General features: G+C 66.0%; 14 protein-coding genes and 1 tRNA gene. 6 read left to right on the top strand and 9 right to left on the bottom strand.

From position 1 onward, the window contains the following. Positions 1-12: 12 nt before the first annotated feature. Positions 13-696 carry a helix-hairpin-helix domain-containing protein gene (locus ACOOGG_RS02730; RefSeq protein ID WP_420432033.1) on the bottom strand — a complete coding sequence of 228 codons (684 nt, stop codon included), beginning with the start codon at positions 694-696 and terminating at the stop codon, positions 13-15. An 83-nt stretch (positions 697-779) separates the two neighbouring features. Then, positions 780-1484, bottom strand: a complete 705-nt coding sequence (locus ACOOGG_RS02725; protein WP_420432031.1) for a tetratricopeptide repeat protein — start codon at positions 1482-1484, stop codon at positions 780-782. A gap of 47 nt (positions 1485-1531) precedes the next feature. On the opposite strand from ACOOGG_RS02725, the gene ACOOGG_RS02720 reads away from it, so the two are divergent. Genes ACOOGG_RS02720 through ACOOGG_RS02710 form a run of 3 tightly spaced genes read left to right on the top strand, consistent with a single transcriptional unit; the run spans position 1532 to position 4513 of the window. After that, on the top strand, positions 1532-2566 hold the full coding sequence (locus ACOOGG_RS02720; RefSeq protein WP_420432029.1) for a phosphotransferase family protein: 1035 nt from the start codon (positions 1532-1534) through the stop codon (positions 2564-2566). Beyond that, entirely contained in the window at positions 2563-3432 is an 870-nt protein-coding gene (locus ACOOGG_RS02715) for a proteasome assembly chaperone family protein (RefSeq protein ID WP_420432027.1), read from the top strand. The genes ACOOGG_RS02720 and ACOOGG_RS02715 overlap by 4 nt, the downstream gene beginning before the upstream one ends. A gap of 28 nt (positions 3433-3460) precedes the next feature. After that, positions 3461-4513, top strand: coding sequence for an LLM class F420-dependent oxidoreductase (locus ACOOGG_RS02710; RefSeq protein ID WP_420432025.1), 1053 nt, complete (start codon positions 3461-3463; stop codon positions 4511-4513). A gap of 4 nt (positions 4514-4517) precedes the next feature. Here ACOOGG_RS02710 and leuS read toward each other — a convergent pair whose 3' ends face one another. Continuing rightward, positions 4518-6989: a leucine--tRNA ligase gene (leuS, locus tag ACOOGG_RS02705; RefSeq protein WP_420432023.1), complete on the bottom strand. Its 2472-nt coding sequence runs from the start codon at positions 6987-6989 to the stop codon at positions 4518-4520. Positions 6990-7081: 92 nt separating this feature from the next. Between leuS and ACOOGG_RS02700 the strand changes: the two genes are divergently transcribed. Next, a tRNA-Ala gene (locus ACOOGG_RS02700) sits at positions 7082-7155 on the top strand. Positions 7156-7169: 14 nt separating this feature from the next. Here the strand turns inward: ACOOGG_RS02700 and ACOOGG_RS02695 are convergent. From ACOOGG_RS02695 to ACOOGG_RS02685, 3 genes are read right to left on the bottom strand one after another with little or no spacing between them, the layout of a single operon-like run. Next, positions 7170-7538, bottom strand: a complete 369-nt coding sequence (locus ACOOGG_RS02695) for an aspartyl protease family protein (RefSeq protein ID WP_420432021.1) — start codon at positions 7536-7538, stop codon at positions 7170-7172. A 54-nt stretch (positions 7539-7592) separates the two neighbouring features. Continuing rightward, a complete protein-coding gene (locus tag ACOOGG_RS02690) occupies positions 7593-10124 on the bottom strand; it encodes a glycoside hydrolase family 3 protein (RefSeq protein ID WP_420432019.1) in 2532 nt (843 codons plus the stop codon). A 39-nt stretch (positions 10125-10163) separates the two neighbouring features. Beyond that, a complete protein-coding gene (locus tag ACOOGG_RS02685) occupies positions 10164-11552 on the bottom strand; it encodes an MFS transporter (protein WP_420432017.1) in 1389 nt (462 codons plus the stop codon). A 96-nt stretch (positions 11553-11648) separates the two neighbouring features. Here ACOOGG_RS02685 and ACOOGG_RS02680 point away from each other — a divergent pair, with 96 nt between their 5' ends. Further along, positions 11649-13346: an N-acyl-D-amino-acid deacylase family protein gene (locus ACOOGG_RS02680; RefSeq protein ID WP_420432015.1), complete on the top strand. Its 1698-nt coding sequence runs from the start codon at positions 11649-11651 to the stop codon at positions 13344-13346. Between the two features lie 147 nt (positions 13347-13493). Here the strand turns inward: ACOOGG_RS02680 and rsfS are convergent, their stop codons facing one another. From rsfS to nadD, 3 genes are all read right to left on the bottom strand, one after another. Then, positions 13494-13874: a ribosome silencing factor gene (gene rsfS, locus ACOOGG_RS02675; protein WP_420432013.1), complete on the bottom strand. Its 381-nt coding sequence runs from the start codon at positions 13872-13874 to the stop codon at positions 13494-13496. Positions 13875-13946: 72 nt separating this feature from the next. Beyond that, entirely contained in the window at positions 13947-15083 is a 1137-nt protein-coding gene (locus ACOOGG_RS02670; RefSeq protein WP_420432011.1) for a LytR C-terminal domain-containing protein, read from the bottom strand. Further along, positions 15076-15648, bottom strand: coding sequence for a nicotinate-nucleotide adenylyltransferase (gene nadD / locus ACOOGG_RS02665; RefSeq protein ID WP_420432009.1), 573 nt, complete (start codon positions 15646-15648; stop codon positions 15076-15078). Before nadD ends, ACOOGG_RS02670 begins: the two co-directional genes overlap by 8 nt. 192 nt (positions 15649-15840) lie before the next feature. On the opposite strand from nadD, the gene ACOOGG_RS02660 reads away from it, so the two are divergent. Next, positions 15841-16674, top strand: a complete 834-nt coding sequence (locus ACOOGG_RS02660) for a sigma-70 family RNA polymerase sigma factor (protein WP_420432007.1) — start codon at positions 15841-15843, stop codon at positions 16672-16674. The last annotated feature ends 46 nt before the right edge of the window (positions 16675-16720 follow it).

Raw genomic sequence — 16720 nt, 5'->3', positions numbered from 1 at the left:
GCCGTCGGAGGCTCACACGGCTACTAGCTCGCGTAGCAACTCAAGTTTGCTGGGACCTATGCCCGACACCGCCAGCAACCCTTCAACTGTGGCGAACCCGCCAATGCGCTGGCGGTGCTCGACGATGGCGGCAGCGATGGCCGGACCGACCCCAGGCAAAGACTCCAGCTGTTCGGGGGTGGCAGTGTTGAGGTTCAAAGGCCCCGATCGGACAGCAGCCCCGCTACCGACCGGTCCGCTTCCGTTCAGGGGCGCGGGTATCTCGGTTTGACCGACACGGGGGAAGTACACCCACTGCCCGTCGAACAGCGTGTCGGCCAAGTTCACCCGGTCGTAGTCGGCGTCAGGGGTCATCCCTCCGGCGGCTTCCACCAAGTCGAGCACCCGGGCCTCGCCTCGAAACAGATACACCCCCGGTGTGTGCACCGCACCGGCCGCGTGGACCAGGATCGGGTTCGGCTCGGCCGTGGGAATCGCAGAAGTAGGCAGCGGTGTGGCCATGGGAATGACCGCCTCAGGTCGGGGGGCCCCGCTGGCCCCCACCATCAGGTAGGCGGCCACTGCGATGGCAATCGCGAGTCCGGCCCCAGCCATCAGCAGCCGAGGGCCGGTGATTAGATGGCGGTAGTCGTCCCACATCTCCCGAACCCGCTCCGCAGGGGTCAACCGAGGAGGAGGAAGCGATGGGTGCTCCATGGTTGTATCCGGGCGCGGTGCGCCGTCGCAGCCAGAGGGGAAGCCCTTTTACAGTATCAGAAATAAATTAGAATTACTGTAATTCAATAAAGCTGGGTGGTGAGGCGGCGGCGGTAGACGGAGGTGCGGGGATCGTCGGACCCCATGATTTCCAACAGGTCGACGAATTCCTGACGGGCGGCCGGGTCGGCCTTCACCTGGCCGAGAAGGTTCTCCAGCCGGGCCTCAACATCGCCGTTGTCGGCCCCGCGGCCGGTGCGGGCCAGAGCGGCCACCCGGCGGACCTCGGCGTTCTCGGGAATCCTCTCCAGAAGCGTGAGAGCCTTCTCGCCCTGCTCTTGGGCCACCAGCAATTCGGCCAGTCCCACCACTGCACCCTCGTGGTCGGCGTCCAACTCCAAGGCCCGCCGAAGGGATGCTTCGTCGCCCGCGGCTACCAGCGCATCCACCTCGCTCTCCTGCTCAGTGGGCAGCAGGCGCTGCACGAACTCAGTCACCGCCGCCTCGCCCTGGGCACCGATGAAACCGTCCACCACCTTGCCGGCTCGCATGGCGTACACGGCAGGAATGCTCTGCACCTGGAAGGCCTGGGCGGTCTGGGGGCTGTCGTCCACGTTGACTTTGGCCAGCTCCACCGCCCCGTTGGCGGCCGCCACAACCTGCTCCAAAATCGGCCCAAGCGTCTTGCACGGTCCGCACCACGGCGCCCACAGATCCACCACCACCGGCACGGTGTGGGATCGCTCTACTACTTCGGTCGCAAACGTTGCGTCGCTTACATCGGCCATCGGCTACCTCTCATTGACCCGGATTGAACGCTACCCTCACCAATTGCATGGACCACATCCGAGGCATCCAGCATGACGCGGTCAGCGCGTGGTTCGAGGCCAATGTTCTCGGCGTGGCCTTGCCGCTGACGTTCGACTTGATTGCCGGCGGACACTCCAATCTCACATTCAAGGTCGCCGATGCCAATGGCCGGTGCTACGTGCTGCGCCGGCCCCCGCTGTACCAGGTTCTGGCCACCGCCCACGACATGGGCCGAGAGCACAAGATCATCGCCGCCCTGGAAGACACCGATGTACCGGTTCCCCGCACGTTCGGGCTCTGCGAGGACGAATCAGTCAACGAGCGCCCGTTCTACGTCATGGATTTCGTGAACGGGATGGTGGTGCGCAACCGCAGGAATGCTGTTTCGCTGGCCTTAGAGCAGCGCCGGGTCGCCTCCCAGTCGATCGCCGAGACGCTGGCCCTCATCCACGCGGTGGACGTGGATGAGGTAGGGCTGGGCGATCTAGGCCGCAAGGAGGACTACATCGCCCGCCAGCTCCGGCGCTGGCTGCGCCAGTTCGAGGAGTCCAAGACCCAGGACCGCCCCCAGATTCAAGAGGTCCACGACCACCTTGTCGCCCGCATCCCCGACCAGGGAGAAGCCGGCATCGTCCACGGAGACTACCGCCTGGACAACTGCATACTGAGCGAACAAGGCCAGGTGGTGGCGGTGCTCGACTGGGAGCTGTGCACCCTGGGCGACCGCAACGCGGACGTGGCCCAGCTTCTGGTGTATTGGGCCGAGCCCAATGACTTGGAGGTTGCACTGGACGATCCCCCCACCGCCGAATCCGGGTTCGCTAGCCGGGCCGAGATGTTCGACTTGTACTTGGAGGCATCGGGACGCGAAATCGACAGCTTCGACTTTTACATGGCCTTCGGCTACTGGAAGCTGGCCTGCATCCTGGAAGGCGTGTACAGCCGCTATGTGGGAGGGGCAATGGGCGACAAGGCGCCGCCGCAGGGGGCCGAGAGCTTCGTCGCCCGGGTGGACGCCCTGGTTGACATGGCCACATCAGCCGCGGAGCAGGTGGCATGAGCAGCGAGTTGGTCACCGTCCAGCAACTGCCCGACCTGGTCGACCCAGTGTTGGTAGTGGCCCTCGACGGGTGGGTGGACGCCGGCTACGGCATGCGCAACGCCGCTGAGATCATGATCGACTCAAACGAAGCGGTGCTGGCGGCCAGCTTCGATTCCGACCTGTTGATAGATCACCGAGCCCGCCGTCCCACTATGACCGTACGAGACGGCCGGGTCGACGACATATCGTGGCCGGCGATAAGGCTCGAGGTGCTGAGCGACCTCGACCAGCGCAAGTTCTTGATGCTCCACGGCCCCGAACCCGATTTCCGCTGGCAGGCGTTCTGCACTGCGGTCGACGAATTGGTGCAGCAGTTGGGGGTAGCCCGGGTGGTGTCGTTGGGGGCCTACCCCGCAGCGGTGCCCCATACCCGACCAGTGCGCCTGTCAGCCACCGGCACCACCCAGGATCTGATCGAGCGGTTCGGCTCTTTTCAGGGAACCCTGGAGGTTCCCGCCGGCATCAGCGCGGCTTTGGCCAAGCGATTCGAGGCCGCCGGACTGGAAACGGTATCGGTGTGGGCCCAAGTGCCCCACTACGCATCCGGATCGCCATTCCCGGCCGCCGCTGCGGCCCTCATCCAGGGTCTGCGCGTCGTCACCGAGTTGCGGTTCGATCCGGCACCGCTGATCGCCGAGGGGCTGGAGGTGTCGCGTCGGCTCGACTCCATGATCGCCCAGAACGCCAGCCACAAGCGCCTGTTGGGACAGCTCGAAGGCGCCTACGACACCACCATGGGAGAACACGGCGACGAGCTTCCCACCGGGGACGAACTGGCCGAAGAGCTGGAGCGCTTCTTGCGCGACCAAGACGAGTCCAAGTGACCAAGACCACCACCCGAGAGGACAGATCATGAAGCTAGACGGCAACCTCATTACCAGAGCGGCCAGAAAGGGAACGGTGGGGCCACTTGGCGAGGCCGCCGACAACGCCCGCCATTTGGAGGGCGCCGGCTACGACGGAGTCTGGTCGGCCGAGCTCGACCACGACCCGTTCCTGCCTCTGGTGCTGGCCGCCGAGCACACCAGCCGCATCCAGATCGGGACCTCGATTGCGGTGGCATTCGCCCGCAACCCGATGGTCTTGGCCAACTTGGGATGGGATCTCCAGGCCTATTCCGGAGGGCGCTTCATTCTCGGCCTCGGTTCACAGATAAAGCCCCACATCACCAAGCGGTTCTCCATGCCCTGGTCTCACCCCGCCGCCCGCATGAAGGAGATGGTCGAGGGCATCAAGGCCATATGGGATAGCTGGGAGAGCGGCGAGCGGCTGTCGTTTCGGGGGGAGTTCTACCAGCACACCCTCATGACGCCGATGTTCAGCCCCGGCGCCAACCCCTTCGGCCCACCCCCCATCCATTTGGCCGCGGTGGGCGACCTCATGACCGAGGTGGCCGGAGAGTCGGCCGACGGCTGGATCAGCCACGGGTTCACCACCCCCAGCTACGTGAGGGATGTGTCTCTGCCCGCCCTCGAGCGCGGGGCCGCAAAGGCAGGCCGCGACCCCATGGACATAGAGGTGTCGATGCCGGTGTTCATCGTTACCGGAGAGTCCGAGGAGGAGATGGCCTCTTCCGCCCAGGCAGCCCGCCAGCAGCTGGCCTTCTACGGCTCGACGCCCGCCTATCGCCCGGTACTAGAGCACCACGGCTGGGGCGACGCCCAAGACGAGCTGAACCGCATGTCGAAGCAGGGACAGTGGGTGGAGATGGCCGACGTGATCGACGACACCATGCTGGCAACATTCGGCGTTGTGTCTGAGCCCCAGAACCTGGCCGACGGCGTGGCCGCCAGCTACGGAGGTCTGATCGACCGCCTGTCGTTCGGCCACGGCCTCCGCCCCGACGGCCCCTGGGCCGAGGTGCGCGACGCGCTCCGAGCCATCCCGGGACGGTCGCCCGAATAGGGCGTCAGGCCACCACGTTGACCAGTTTGGGGGGGCGGGCGATGACCCTTCGGGGCTCGCCGCCGTCTAGGTAGGCCTGCACCCGCTCTGACGCCAGCGCCAGTGCCTCGGCGTCGGCGTCGGCGATGTCGGCGGCTACTTCGATGCGGTCGCGTACCTTGCCGTTCACCTGCACCACCATGGTGACCGTCTCCAGCACCAGCTTGGCATCATCGGCTGTGGGCCATTGCTCGGTGTGGATGTTCCCTCCCCGGCGCATCTCCCACAGCTCGGCGCAGATGTGGGGCATCATGGGCGCCATCACCAAGAGCAGCGAGTCGACGGCGAAGGCCAGCGTGTCGTGGTGGGGGCCGTCGTCTAGCTGCACGTAGCGGTACAGCTCGTTGGTAAATTCCATGCAGCCGGCCACCGCGGTGTTGTACGACCAGCGGTCGAACTCCGAGGTGATGCGGTCGATGAGCCGGTGGGTGGCCGCGTCGATGGCTTCGTCGGCCGGTGAGGGCGCACCGGTGCGGGCCGGGTTGGTCCGCTCGGCGGTGCCGGCGGCCAGCCGCCACAGCCGGCCCAAGAACCGGGCGCAGCCCTCGAGGCCGAAGTCCTCCCAGTCCACGTCCTCGGCGGGGGGCTTGACCTGCAAGATGGCCAGGCGCAGGGCGTCGGCGCCGTGGGCGTCGATGATGTCCTCGGGGGCCACCAGGTTGCCCTTCGACTTGGACATCTTGCCCCCGCCCATTCGCACCATGCCCTGGGTGAACAGCCGCTGGAAGGGCTCTCTCAGCCCGGCGGGGGCCACCCCCAGGTCAGACAGCGCCCGGGTGAAGAACCGGGCATACATCAAATGCAAGATGGCGTGCTCCACCCCGCCGATGTACTGGTCGACCGGCAGCCACCGCTCCAGCGCCTCTTGGCTGAACGGCATCTCGGAGTTGTGGGGGTCGGCGAATCGCAAGAAGTACCAGGACGAGTCCACGAAGGTGTCCATGGTGTCGGTCTCCCGCCGGGCTGGGCCGCCACAGCCGGGGCAGGTGGTGTGCAAGAAACCGGGGTGGTCCACCAGCGGGGACCGCCCGGTGGGCATGAAGGCCACGTCGTCGGGAAGGCCCACCGGCAAGTCGTCGTAGGGAACCGGCACCGTCCCGCATCCCTCGCAGTACACCACGGGGATGGGGCAACCCCAGTAGCGCTGGCGGGACAGCAGCCAGTCGCGCAGGCGGTAGTTCACCTTGCGCTGGCCGAGGCCCTCGCGTTCCAGCCAGTCGATGGCCGCGGCCTTGGCCTCGTCCATCCACAGGCCGTTCAGCCACTCGCTGTTGATGGACGGCCCGTCGCCGGCGTAGGCCTCGCCGTCGAAGCCGTCGGAGGGCTGAACGGTGCGGATGATGGGCAGGCCGTAGGCGGTGGCGAAGTCCCAGTCTCGCTGGTCCTCGCCGGGCACAGCCATGATCGCCCCGGTGCCATAGGTGGTGAGCACGTAGTCGGCCAAAAACAGCGGGATCGGCTCGCCGGAGAACGGGTTGACCACCCGGGTGCCGGTGTCCACCCCCCGCTTGTCGGCCGGGCCGCCTGCCGACAGCCGCTCGAACTCGCTGCGCTCGGCTACCTCGGCGATGAACGCCTCCACCTCGGCTCGGCGGTGATCGGCCACCAGCTCCGCCACCCGGGGATGCTCAGGGGACATCACCGCGAAGGTCATGCCGAAGCTGGTGTCGGGCCGGGTGGTAAACACCGGGACCCCCTCGACGTCGTCGCGGGGCCGGCCGGCCTCATCGGCGATGGGCAGCGTGAACTCGGCGCCCTCGGAGCGACCGATCCAATTGCGCTGCATGACCTTGACCCGGTTGGGCCAGTCCAGGCCGTCCAACCCGTCGAGCAGCTCCTCGGCGTACGCGGTGATGCGGTAGAACCACTGCTCCAGCTCGCGCTGTTGGGCCAGGTCGCCGGAGCGCTCGCAGGTGCCGTCGGCCAGCACCTGCTCGTTGGCCAGAACCGTCTGGCAGCCGGGGCACCAGTTCACCGGGGCGGTGGCCCGGTACACCAGGCCGGCCTCGTAGAACTTCAAGAAGATCCACTGGGTGAAGCCGATGTAGTCGGCGTCGTGGCTGCTCAGGCTCCGGCGCCAGTCGTACACCGCGCCGATGCGGCGCAATGACGACGACAGCCGCTCGATGTTGGCGTCAGTGTGCTCTCGGGGGTGGGTGCCGGTCTTGATGGCGGCGTTCTCCGCGGGCAGGCCGAAGCTGTCGAAGCCGATGGGCGAAAGCACCCCGTCGCCGCACATGGTGCGATAGCGCACCAGCAGGTCGCCGAAGGTGTAGTTGCGGACGTGGCCGATGTGGGCCGGGCCGCTGGGATACGGGTACATCGACAGCACGTAGTAGGGCGGCCGGGAATCGTCGTTGTCGATGTCGTAGGTGGCGTCGTCGATCCAGCGCTGCTGCCATTTCGGCTCAATGGCCGCCGGGTCGTAGCCGTCCATGGCCGCTCAATCTACCGAGCGCCCGGTCGGGGCCAATAACCGTTATCCCATGTGGGTCGGCCCTTCGACGGCTGTTAGAGTTTTCTGCTCGCGGGGCTGTAGCTCAGTTGGCTAGAGCGCTTGCATGGCATGCAAGAGGTCGTGGGTTCGAGTCCCATCAGCTCCACCGCGGCGGATTGGTCAGCCGGCCAACCGGTACATGATGACGTCGGAGGGAACCAGCCGCTCTTCCGTCGGATCCACGGCCAGGGCCAACCCTTGTAGGGTGTACGCCCCTAGCAGCGCTGGACCATCGTCCTCGCCAAACACCACCAACGTCACCTCGTTCTCACCTTCCACCGTCACCCACGCACGGCCGTAGTTCATGAGTATCCGCCGTCCGTCGGCCAGACTGAGTCGCCGCGTGCCGATTGGAACCACGCCCAGGTCGCGCAACAGACGGCCGGGCAGCATGGTGTAGAAGGAACCGGTGTCCACTATCGCCTCGATCTCCAAGGTCTCCCCGCCGTCCGCAACCGAGATCTGGATTGGCACAGTGATGATTCCCATACCGAAATTCTAACCCACCCCATTCTAGGTTGTCGATCAATGAAATAATATGAATTAGCTTGTAATAGAACCAAGCTGGATCTCGACGGCCCCGACGAGGTCGGCACTGGAGCGGGCGGTCCAGATGGTGTAGGGGCCGGGGTCTACGTACCAGCCGGCGGCGGTGCGCTTCTGTGATTCCCCGGCGGGAACGGGGCTGCCGATGTCTAGTCCGGGCGGGGACTGGTCGCCGGGGTCGTAGTAGGCGAAGGCCCGGCGGTTGAGCACGATGCGGGCGGTGGTGGCCTCGCCGGGGGCCAGGTGGACCTTGGCGAAGCCCTTGAGCTCCCGGACCGGGCGGTGCAACAGCGACGGGGGCGGCGCCACGTATACCTGCACCACGTCGCTTCCCGCCCGGTCGCTGGTGTTGGCCACATCGACCTCCACGACCACCGGGTTGGTCATCTCGGTGTCGCCCCCGCCTGAGACTCGGGGCGCCGACCATTCGAATACCGCATACGACAAACCGTGGCCCAAGGGCACCGCCGGCTCGATGGCCCTTGCGTCGAACCAGCGGTGGCCGATGTAGAGGCCTTCGCCGTAGCGGACCACGCCGTTCTCCCCCGGATAGTTCAGATACGCCGGGCTGTGCTCGTAGCGGGCCGGCACCGTCATCGTCATCCGCCCCCCGGGGTCGGCCAGCCCGAACAGCACGTCGGCCGCCGCATAGCCCATCTCCTGGCCGCCGAACCCGGCCACCAGCACCCCGGCCACATCGTCGGCCCAATCGAGGTTGCAGGCCCCGCCGGTGTTCACCACCACCACCGTGTTGGGGTTGGCCGCGGCCACCCGTCGGATCAGCTCGGGCTGCTCGCCGGGCAGGTCGAACGAGTCGCGGTCGCGCCCCTCGGTCTCCCAGTCGGCGTTGGTTCCCACCACCACCACGGCCGCTTCGGCCGCGGCGGCGACCTGCACCGCTTCGGCCAGCAGATCCCGCTTAACCTGGGATTTCAACCCCACCCGAACTCCGCACAACATGAAGCTGTCCCGGCTGGAGTACTCGATGACGATGGGCGTCTCGCGGCCCTCGGTTAGCTGCACCGGCGCGGAGACCACCTCAGAGCCCATCCCGAAGAAGTCGTCGCCTCGGTCGTAGTCCCCCTTGGTGGCGTCCAACACCACTTCTCCGTCGAGCAGAACCCGGCAGCGTCCAAGCTGCACCAAGCCCAGGGTGTGCTCGCCAGTGTCCTCAGCCACCACGACGCCCGATGCCCGCACCGAGAACGCCTCGGGATCAACCCCCGGCCCCGGCTCGCCGAAGAACACCAGCTCGGCCGAAGCCGACTCGCTGGCATGCACCGCCGGTCCCGACCAGTCGTGGCCGTTGAAGAACTCCAGTCGGAGCTTTCCCCCCAGCGTCGGGGCAGCCAGCGCCACCAGGGAGCGTTCGATGTCGCAGCCCTGGGCGTAGCTCACGTTGAGGTGGCTGTGCTCGTCACTCAGCGCATCAATCAGGCTCACATTGCGATAGGCCTGCACGGTGGCCGATCCCCCGCCCATGATCTGGGCCTTGCGAGCGTTGGGGCCTATCACCGCCAACGTTTTCGACATGGCCGGATCCAGCGGTAGGACCCCGTTGTTGGCCACCATGACGGTTCCCGCCGCGGCCGCCTCCCGCAGCAGCGCTCGGTCCTCAGAGCGGTCCAACTCGTGCTCTTGGCCGGGCACGCATCCATCGTCTCCGCCGAAGGCCCCGGTGCGCTCCAGCAGGCGTAGCACGTCGCCGGCGATCCGGTCGAGATGGCGCTCGTCCATCTCCCCCGCGGCCAGCGCCTCGCTGATCGGTCCTCGGTTGTACCACTGGCCCGGCCCGGGCATCTCCAGGCTCAAGCCGGCTCGGGCGGACCCCGCAGTCGACCGGGCCGCGAACCAGTCGGAGACCACGAACCCGTCGAAGCCCCACTCGTGGCGCAACACCTGGGTGAGCAGCCACTCGTTCTCGGAGCAGAAGGTGCCGTTTAGCCGGTTGTAGGCGCTCATGATCCCCCAGGTGCCGCCTTCGAGCACCGCGTACTCGAACGGCACCAGGTACACCTCCCGCAGGGTGCGCTCGTCCACTTGGGAGTCGATGGAGTTACGCTCGAACTCGGAGTCGTTGGCCACGAAATGCTTGGGGGTGGTGGCCACCCCTCGAGACTGCACACCCCGCACGAACGCCGCGGCAACCAACCCCGACAAGAGCGGATCCTCGCTGTAGCACTCGAAGTTGCGCCCGCCCAGCGGGTTGCGGTGCAGGTTGATGGTGGGGGCCAAGAGCACCCGGCAGCCCTTGGCCCGGGCCTCTTCGCCCAGAACCCCGCCCAGCCGCTCGATGAGCTCAGGATCCCAGGTGGCCCCCAGCACCGCCCCGGCGGGAATGCAGGCCGTGGCCGTGCCGGTGCCCAAAAGCCCGCCGCCCCGGGCGCCGTTGGGCCCGTCGGTGACACCGATGGCAGGAATGCCCGCCTCCGGAAAGCTCTTGGTGGTCCAGATAGCCTCACCGGCCACCAGATCTGCCTTTTCCTCGGTGCTCAGCGCAGCCAACCGCGACTCAATTGATTCCGACATGGCCTTAGCGTCTCACACCGGATTGCCCGGCCATCAGTCCTACTGGGTGCGGCGGGTGGCGGTGCCGGCGGGGAAGGCGGCCATGATCAGGGCTGCTGAGGCGCCGAATGAGGCGATGACCCAGATCCAGGCCCGCTGGAACCCCACCAGCATGTCGTCGGCGGGCGCAGAGCTGAACAGCGCCACCACCACGGCGATTCCCAGGGCGAAGCACACTTGCTGGACGGTGCGGGTGGTGGCGTTGGCAATGGCGAAGCGAGACGGCGAGATGTCGCACATGGCCGCGCTGACGAACGTGGCGATGGACAGCCCCACGCCGGTGCCCAACACAATGCTGGAGGGCAAGAAAACCGCGAAATAGGCCGACGACTCCCCCGCCAACAACAGCAGCCACAGATACGACAGGCCGCAAAGCGCCACTCCCGAAGTCAGCAGCCATCGATGCCCCCACCGATCGGCCATCCGCCCTATGGGCACTGACAGCGCCGACGCCATGATCGGCCCCGGGGTGAGTCCGAGCCCGGCCTCGAGCACCGAGAGCCCCCACAGATCTTGCAGCAACAAAGAGCTCATCAAAAACCCGGGCACAAACCCCAGTGCGTACAGCCCGAACGAGGCGGTCGCCGACGAGAACGACCGATAGCTGAACAGGCTCAGGTCGAGCAGCGGGTTGGGGTGGGACCGCGACCGCCAGACCACGAAAGGCAGCAGCACCACGCCCACCACCGCGAAGACAACGATGCGAGGATCGCCATAGCCCCACCCCTCGCCCTGGACGATGGCCACCATGACCAGCGCCAGCGCCAGGGTGCCCATCGGCACGCCCACCACGTCGAGACGGCCCTCGGAGTCTTCGTCGCGCGACTCCCGCACCAAGCGAGTGGATGCCATGAAAACCAGAGCGGCGATGGGCAGGTTGACGTAGAAGATCCACCGCCAGCCCAAGCCCTCGATCAACAGCGCACCGATGGACGGGCCGAACGCCGCCCCCAGCGCTCCCATCGCCCCCCACATGCCGATGGCCGCCGAGCGGCGGGACACCGGGAACTCCGGCAGCACCATGGCCAGCGACGACGGCATGATGAGCGACCCGCCCATCGCCTGCACCACCCGGGCGGCGATCAGCACCTCCACTTCGGGCGCCACCCCGCTGAACAGCGACCCGACCGCAAAGATGGCCAACCCGAGATTGAACATCTTGCGCCGCCCCTGCCTGTCGGCCAGACGACCGGACAGCAGCAAGAACGACCCCACCGTGATGGAGTAGCCGCTCACAATCCACGACAGTGCGGCGTTGGACGCCCCCAGGGACTTCTGGATCGACGGGAAGGCCACGTTGACTATGGAGACGTCCACCACCACCATGAACGCCGCCGCGGTGGCCGCCCCCAAAGCCAGCCAGGAACGGCGCTCTACCGGCTCAACCATCGGCGACCTCCATCGAAGCCACGCTAGTGGTCTGTCCATTAAGCGGGACGTTCCCGCTTCACTATGCTGGGTCCACCGCAAAACCAGGGGGACAAGATGGCGACGTACGACACGATCATTGCCGGTGGAATGGTGATCGACGGGACCCGAGCCCAGCGGATTCGGGCCGATGTGGGCATCAAAGACGGGAAGATCGCCAAGATCGGCCGGCTCAAGGCCTCCGACGCCGATGAGGTGCTAGACGCCGACGGGATGATCGTGGCCCCGGGCCACATCGACCTCCACACCCACTACGACGCCCAGCTTTTCTGGGACCCGTACTGCACGCTTTCGGGCTGGCACGGAGTTACGTCGATCGTCATCGGCAACTGCGGCTTTGGGTTCGCACCGGTTGCCCCCGATGACCGGGAGCGGGCCATGCTGACTATGACCCGCACGGAGGCCATTCCGTTCGACGCCATGGACGCGGGCATGCCCTGGGACTGGGTCACCTATCCGGAGTTCTTGGATGCGGTGGACCGCACTCCCAAGGCGGTCAACATGCGGTCGTTCTTCCCGCTGAACCCGGCCCTCAACTGGGTGCTGGGCTACGAGCGGGCCAAGGCCGGCGAGATGCCTACCGACGAGGAGCACGCCCAACTGCGGGCGCTGTTGCACGAGGCCATGGACGCCGGTGCCGGCGGCTGGTCGGTGCAGCGGCTGCGGGACTCCAACGTTCAGCGCGACCACGACGGCAACCCCATGAACACCGACGTGATGCCCAACGAGACGCTGTTCCAGTTGGCCGAGGTGCTGGCTGAGCGCAATCACGGGTTCATCCAGGCCACCTTCGCGCCCGACCCGGCCGACGAGACCCGCACCGAGCACCGGCGCACCTACGAGCGCCTAGCCGACATCAGCGGCCGGCCGGTGCTCTTCAACGTGATCACCCCCAACGCCCAGCGCCCCGAGCAGCACCTCAAGCAGATCGAATGGGTGGAGGATTGCCGGCTGCGGGGCCTGCCCATCTACGGCCAGGCTGTGACCACCGACGTGGGGCTGGCCTTCACCTTCGAGGAGTGGAACCTGTGGGACGACATGGATGCCTGGCGGGAGGCCACACTGGGCACCGTTGGGGAGCGTTTGGCGAAGCTGGCCGACCCGGCCCGCCGCCCGGCCCTGCGGGACTCGGAGTCGCTGGCGGTCACCTGCCCGATTGCCGACATCGTGCTGCTAGAGACAGCCAGCCCGCAGTACCAGCGCTACGCCGAAACCCGGGTGGGCGACATTGCCGCCGACCTAGGGGTGCATCCGGTGGACGCCATGCTCGACGTGGCGGTGGCCGACAACCTGGCCGCCACGTTCTACGCCTCGGGCACGTTCAACAACCCCGACCATCTGGTGGACCTGCTCAATTACCAGTGGGCCTTGCCCGGGGTGTCCGACGGCGGCGCCCACACCCGCTTCCTCACCGCAGGCCGGTGGCCCACCGAGCTGCTCATCAACGGGGTGCGCGACCGCGAGATCATCTCGCTGGAAGACGCCCACTGGCGCATGGCCGGGCTTCCGGCCCAGTGCGCCGGATTCACCGACCGGGGAACACTGACCCAGGGCAACGCGGCAGATGTGATCGTCTACGACCTCGACAGCCTGGCCATCGGCGCCAGCGAGAAGGTCCACGACATGCCCGCCGGAGAATGGCGCCGAGTCCAGCGGGCCTCCGGCTACCACTACGTGCTGGTCAACGGCGAGGTCACCATCCATGAGGACAAGGAAACCTGCACCTCTCCCGGCCGCCTTCTACGCGAGCAGTAGTTGATTGAAACTCACTGACAGTAGTTGAAACGCAAGTTTTCCCTCTAGGGTTCAGACGCGCTGCGGATCCCCACCCGGCGTCCTACGGGACCAATGCTCTGACCAGAATCCGGGTTGGGAACCCGTGGCCACTGTATCGGGCTGTGTCTAGGATGGCAATGGATTAGCGGCCAGGACCGGACAGTCCTTCCAGAGCAGATCCAAGGCGTAGTAATCGCGGGCTGAGGCGGTGAAGATGTGGACAATGAAGTCGCCATAGTCCATCAGAACCCATTCGTAGTCGGAGAGGCCCTCGATACAGAAGGGCTTGGGACCCCCGCTAAGACCTACCGCCTCTTCAATCCGCTCGGCCAGCGCCCGAACCGCTCGAGTGTTGGCCCCGCTGGTGATCACGAAGTGATCGGTGATGACCAGCACATCGCCGACATCAATGATGAGCGTGTCTGAGCCTGGCCCTTCTTCAGCCGCAGCCGCTGCGGCCCTTACCCAATCCTCCACGACCTTTGTGTCAGCGGCGCTGACGCTCATGCGGCCATCATGTCTTTGCCCGCATTGCTCGTGGGGTGGGTTTTGTGCTCATGCAGCGATCACTCTCCAACTTTATCCATCTCCCGCCATCAAATGGGAGAAATCTGCGCCGAACGTCACCGTGATGTCGATGGAAGATCCAGCCTGCTCCTCAGCAACCACCGAACCGGTACCCAAGGCATTGCGAAAGGCCTCAGCGTGGGAGGCAAATCCCATGTCGTGATAGGCGATCTTGGTGGTCTCCCAACCAAACTCCGTGGCATTCCCAATGATCTCGATCTGGGCCCCGGCCCGGCTGAGCGAGCGAGCCGCGATTCTGATGAGGTTGGGGGCGCCGGTGCCGTTTAGCAAACGGACCCTGGGCGAGCTGCCGTTCAAGACCGATATCGGAAACGGGATAAGCTCGCTTACCATCTCGCCAACCGCGGTCGCATCCAAGACGACCGCACCGCTCACATCGACGAGGCCGGGCACCGCCTCCAGACGGACCCGTCCATTGGCCAAGGCCAGTCCGAAGCGGCCCACACCTCGGTCGGTCTCGCCAGGAATCACGTCGGGAGCTGACGAGAGAGCCACTTGGCCCAGCCAGGCCTCCCAGAACAACTCATGGCGGAACAAGGCCGCAACCGGCGACTCGCCTGGGTTGCGCCACCCCAGATAAGGGCCGACATCAGCCGCAGCCAGGGTAAGAGCTCCAGACTCAAAGCGAGGCCCTCCGGAGGGTGAGACCAGCGCGTCAGGGTTGTCGAGCGCGATGGGGGCCACAGCGGACACCAATGCGGCCCAGCCTCGGTCATCTGTCACTTGGGACTCGCCGACGGGAACGCCCAGCAGCTCAGCCACTGCATCGACCACCCCGGAGCTTCCCGACTCAGCCCAGCGCACGCTGAGCGGCCCAATGGGGGTCAGGGTCTCAGGGGCGAGAAACAGGACAGCACCCTCAACTCCGGCATCAGTCAGCGCCAACAGAGTCACTCCATAGAGGCTTTCACCATCTCCGTGGATGAGCAGCAGCGTGGGTGTCGGCTCCACATATGCCTGGTAACCGGGAGCCGAGGGATCGACCGTAGCGCTCACGTCGGTGCCGTCGCTGCTGCCAGAAATGGCTGACCACCCCAGCCAGACCAATAGTGGCACTACTGCGGCCATTCCTAGCAGCATCACCGGCCAGCCCCAGCGCCACCGGCCAAGACGGCCTCGCTTATCCATAAAGCCCCTTGTCGCTGCAGTAGGCCAGCGCGGCCGGAGGCACCAGTCCGTCGAGCGGCCGGCTGGCATCAGCCCACTCCCGAACCAGGGTGCTTGACAGGTCGAGCATCGGACAGTCCACCACCCGGTGGGCCACCGAAGGGCGCTGGCCGATCGCACCGGGCCGGTCTACTACCACCAGTTCGGCCATCTCGGCGATCTCCTCGTGCCGGTGCCAGGTGTTCAGGCCGCCAGCAGCATCGCTGCCCAAGATGAGGAACAGCGAGCCATTGGGGTTGTCGACCCGAAATGCCTCCAGGGTGTCCACGGTGTAGGTAAGGCCTCCCCGGTCGATCTCCACTGAGGAGGCCGCTATCCCTTCGATTCCCTCTACTGCCGCTTCCACCATGGCCAGTCGATCCTGAGCCGGGCTGAGCTGAGGCCGGTCCAGCTTCTGCCACGGCTCGTTGGCCACCACCAGCTCAACCCTGTCGAGCTCAAGCGCGGCCCGTACCCAAGCAGCAACCACAAGGTGGCCGACGTGGACTGGGTCGAACGTGCCCCCGAAAATGCCGATGCGACTCACTGTCCGCAGTGTACGAAACCTGGGGCCGGCTTCCCTGCCACCGACCGTGAGACCTAGCGCTCAATAATTCGTGCGACATTGGCGCAACCCAACGGTAATTTTGCGAGTCAATAGTAAAAGGCAACCGGGAACAAATCAGGGGGAGGAGCGGTTGCAGATTACGAAGACAAGAAGACAACAAGACAGGAACACATGGACGATTCAACAGGCCAGTACCTCAATGCCATCGGCTTGGTGCCTCTCCTCACCAAAGACGACGAACGAAAACTTGCCCAGAAGATCGAGCGGGGCCGCGAGGCCCAAGCCCGATTGGATGCCGGAGAAAGCAGCCCCCGGCTGCACACTCAGGTCCGGGAAGCAGCCAAGGCCAAGGAGCGCTTCATCCGGGCCAACCTCCGGCTGGTGGTGAGCGTGGCCAAGAAATACCCCCTGCCCACTGGCATGGAGCTGCTGGATCTGGTCCAGGAGGGCAACCTGGGTCTGAACCGGGCAGTTGAGAAGTTCGACTGGCGCAAGGGATTCAAATTCTCCACCTACGCCACGTTCTGGATTCGCCAGTCCATCGGCCGGGCGCTCGACCAGAAGGCCAACCTCATCCGGCTCCCGGGCGAGCGGGCGGCCAGCCTGCGGGCTGCGGTGCGCCAAGCCACCGGAGGCGGCGAAGAGCTCGACTCCGAGCACGCCATGCTCCACCGGCTAACTTCGCTCACCTCCCTCAACGCCACGGTGGGCGACGACAACAACAGCGAGCTGGTTGACCTGCAACCCGACTCCGGCCCCGGTCCTGAAGATATGGTGCTAGCCGCAGACCAGTTGGCAATGCTGACCGAGCTCCTCGATGTTCTGGACGAGCGTTCCCGCTTCGCGCTTGAGATGCGCTACGGCCTGATCGACGGTCAAAAGCACAGCTACCGGGCGATCGGCGAGGTCTTGGGCCTCACCTCAGAGGCCGTCCGCCGCGTCATCGGGCGGTCATTGGACTCAGTGCGGGCTCGAGCCGAGCTTCAGGACATCGACGCCGCGTAGCCGCCAGCGGTTATTCAGTTTGCCCCGCAGTCGGCCACAGGCGACC

Origin of the sequence: Candidatus Poriferisocius sp., from assembly GCF_965214065.1 — a bacterium.
Classification (GTDB): domain Bacteria; phylum Actinomycetota; class Acidimicrobiia; order Acidimicrobiales; family Bin134; genus Poriferisocius.
Note: the sequence above shows the minus strand (reverse complement) of the source record. Positions and strands in the feature narration are given on the sequence as shown.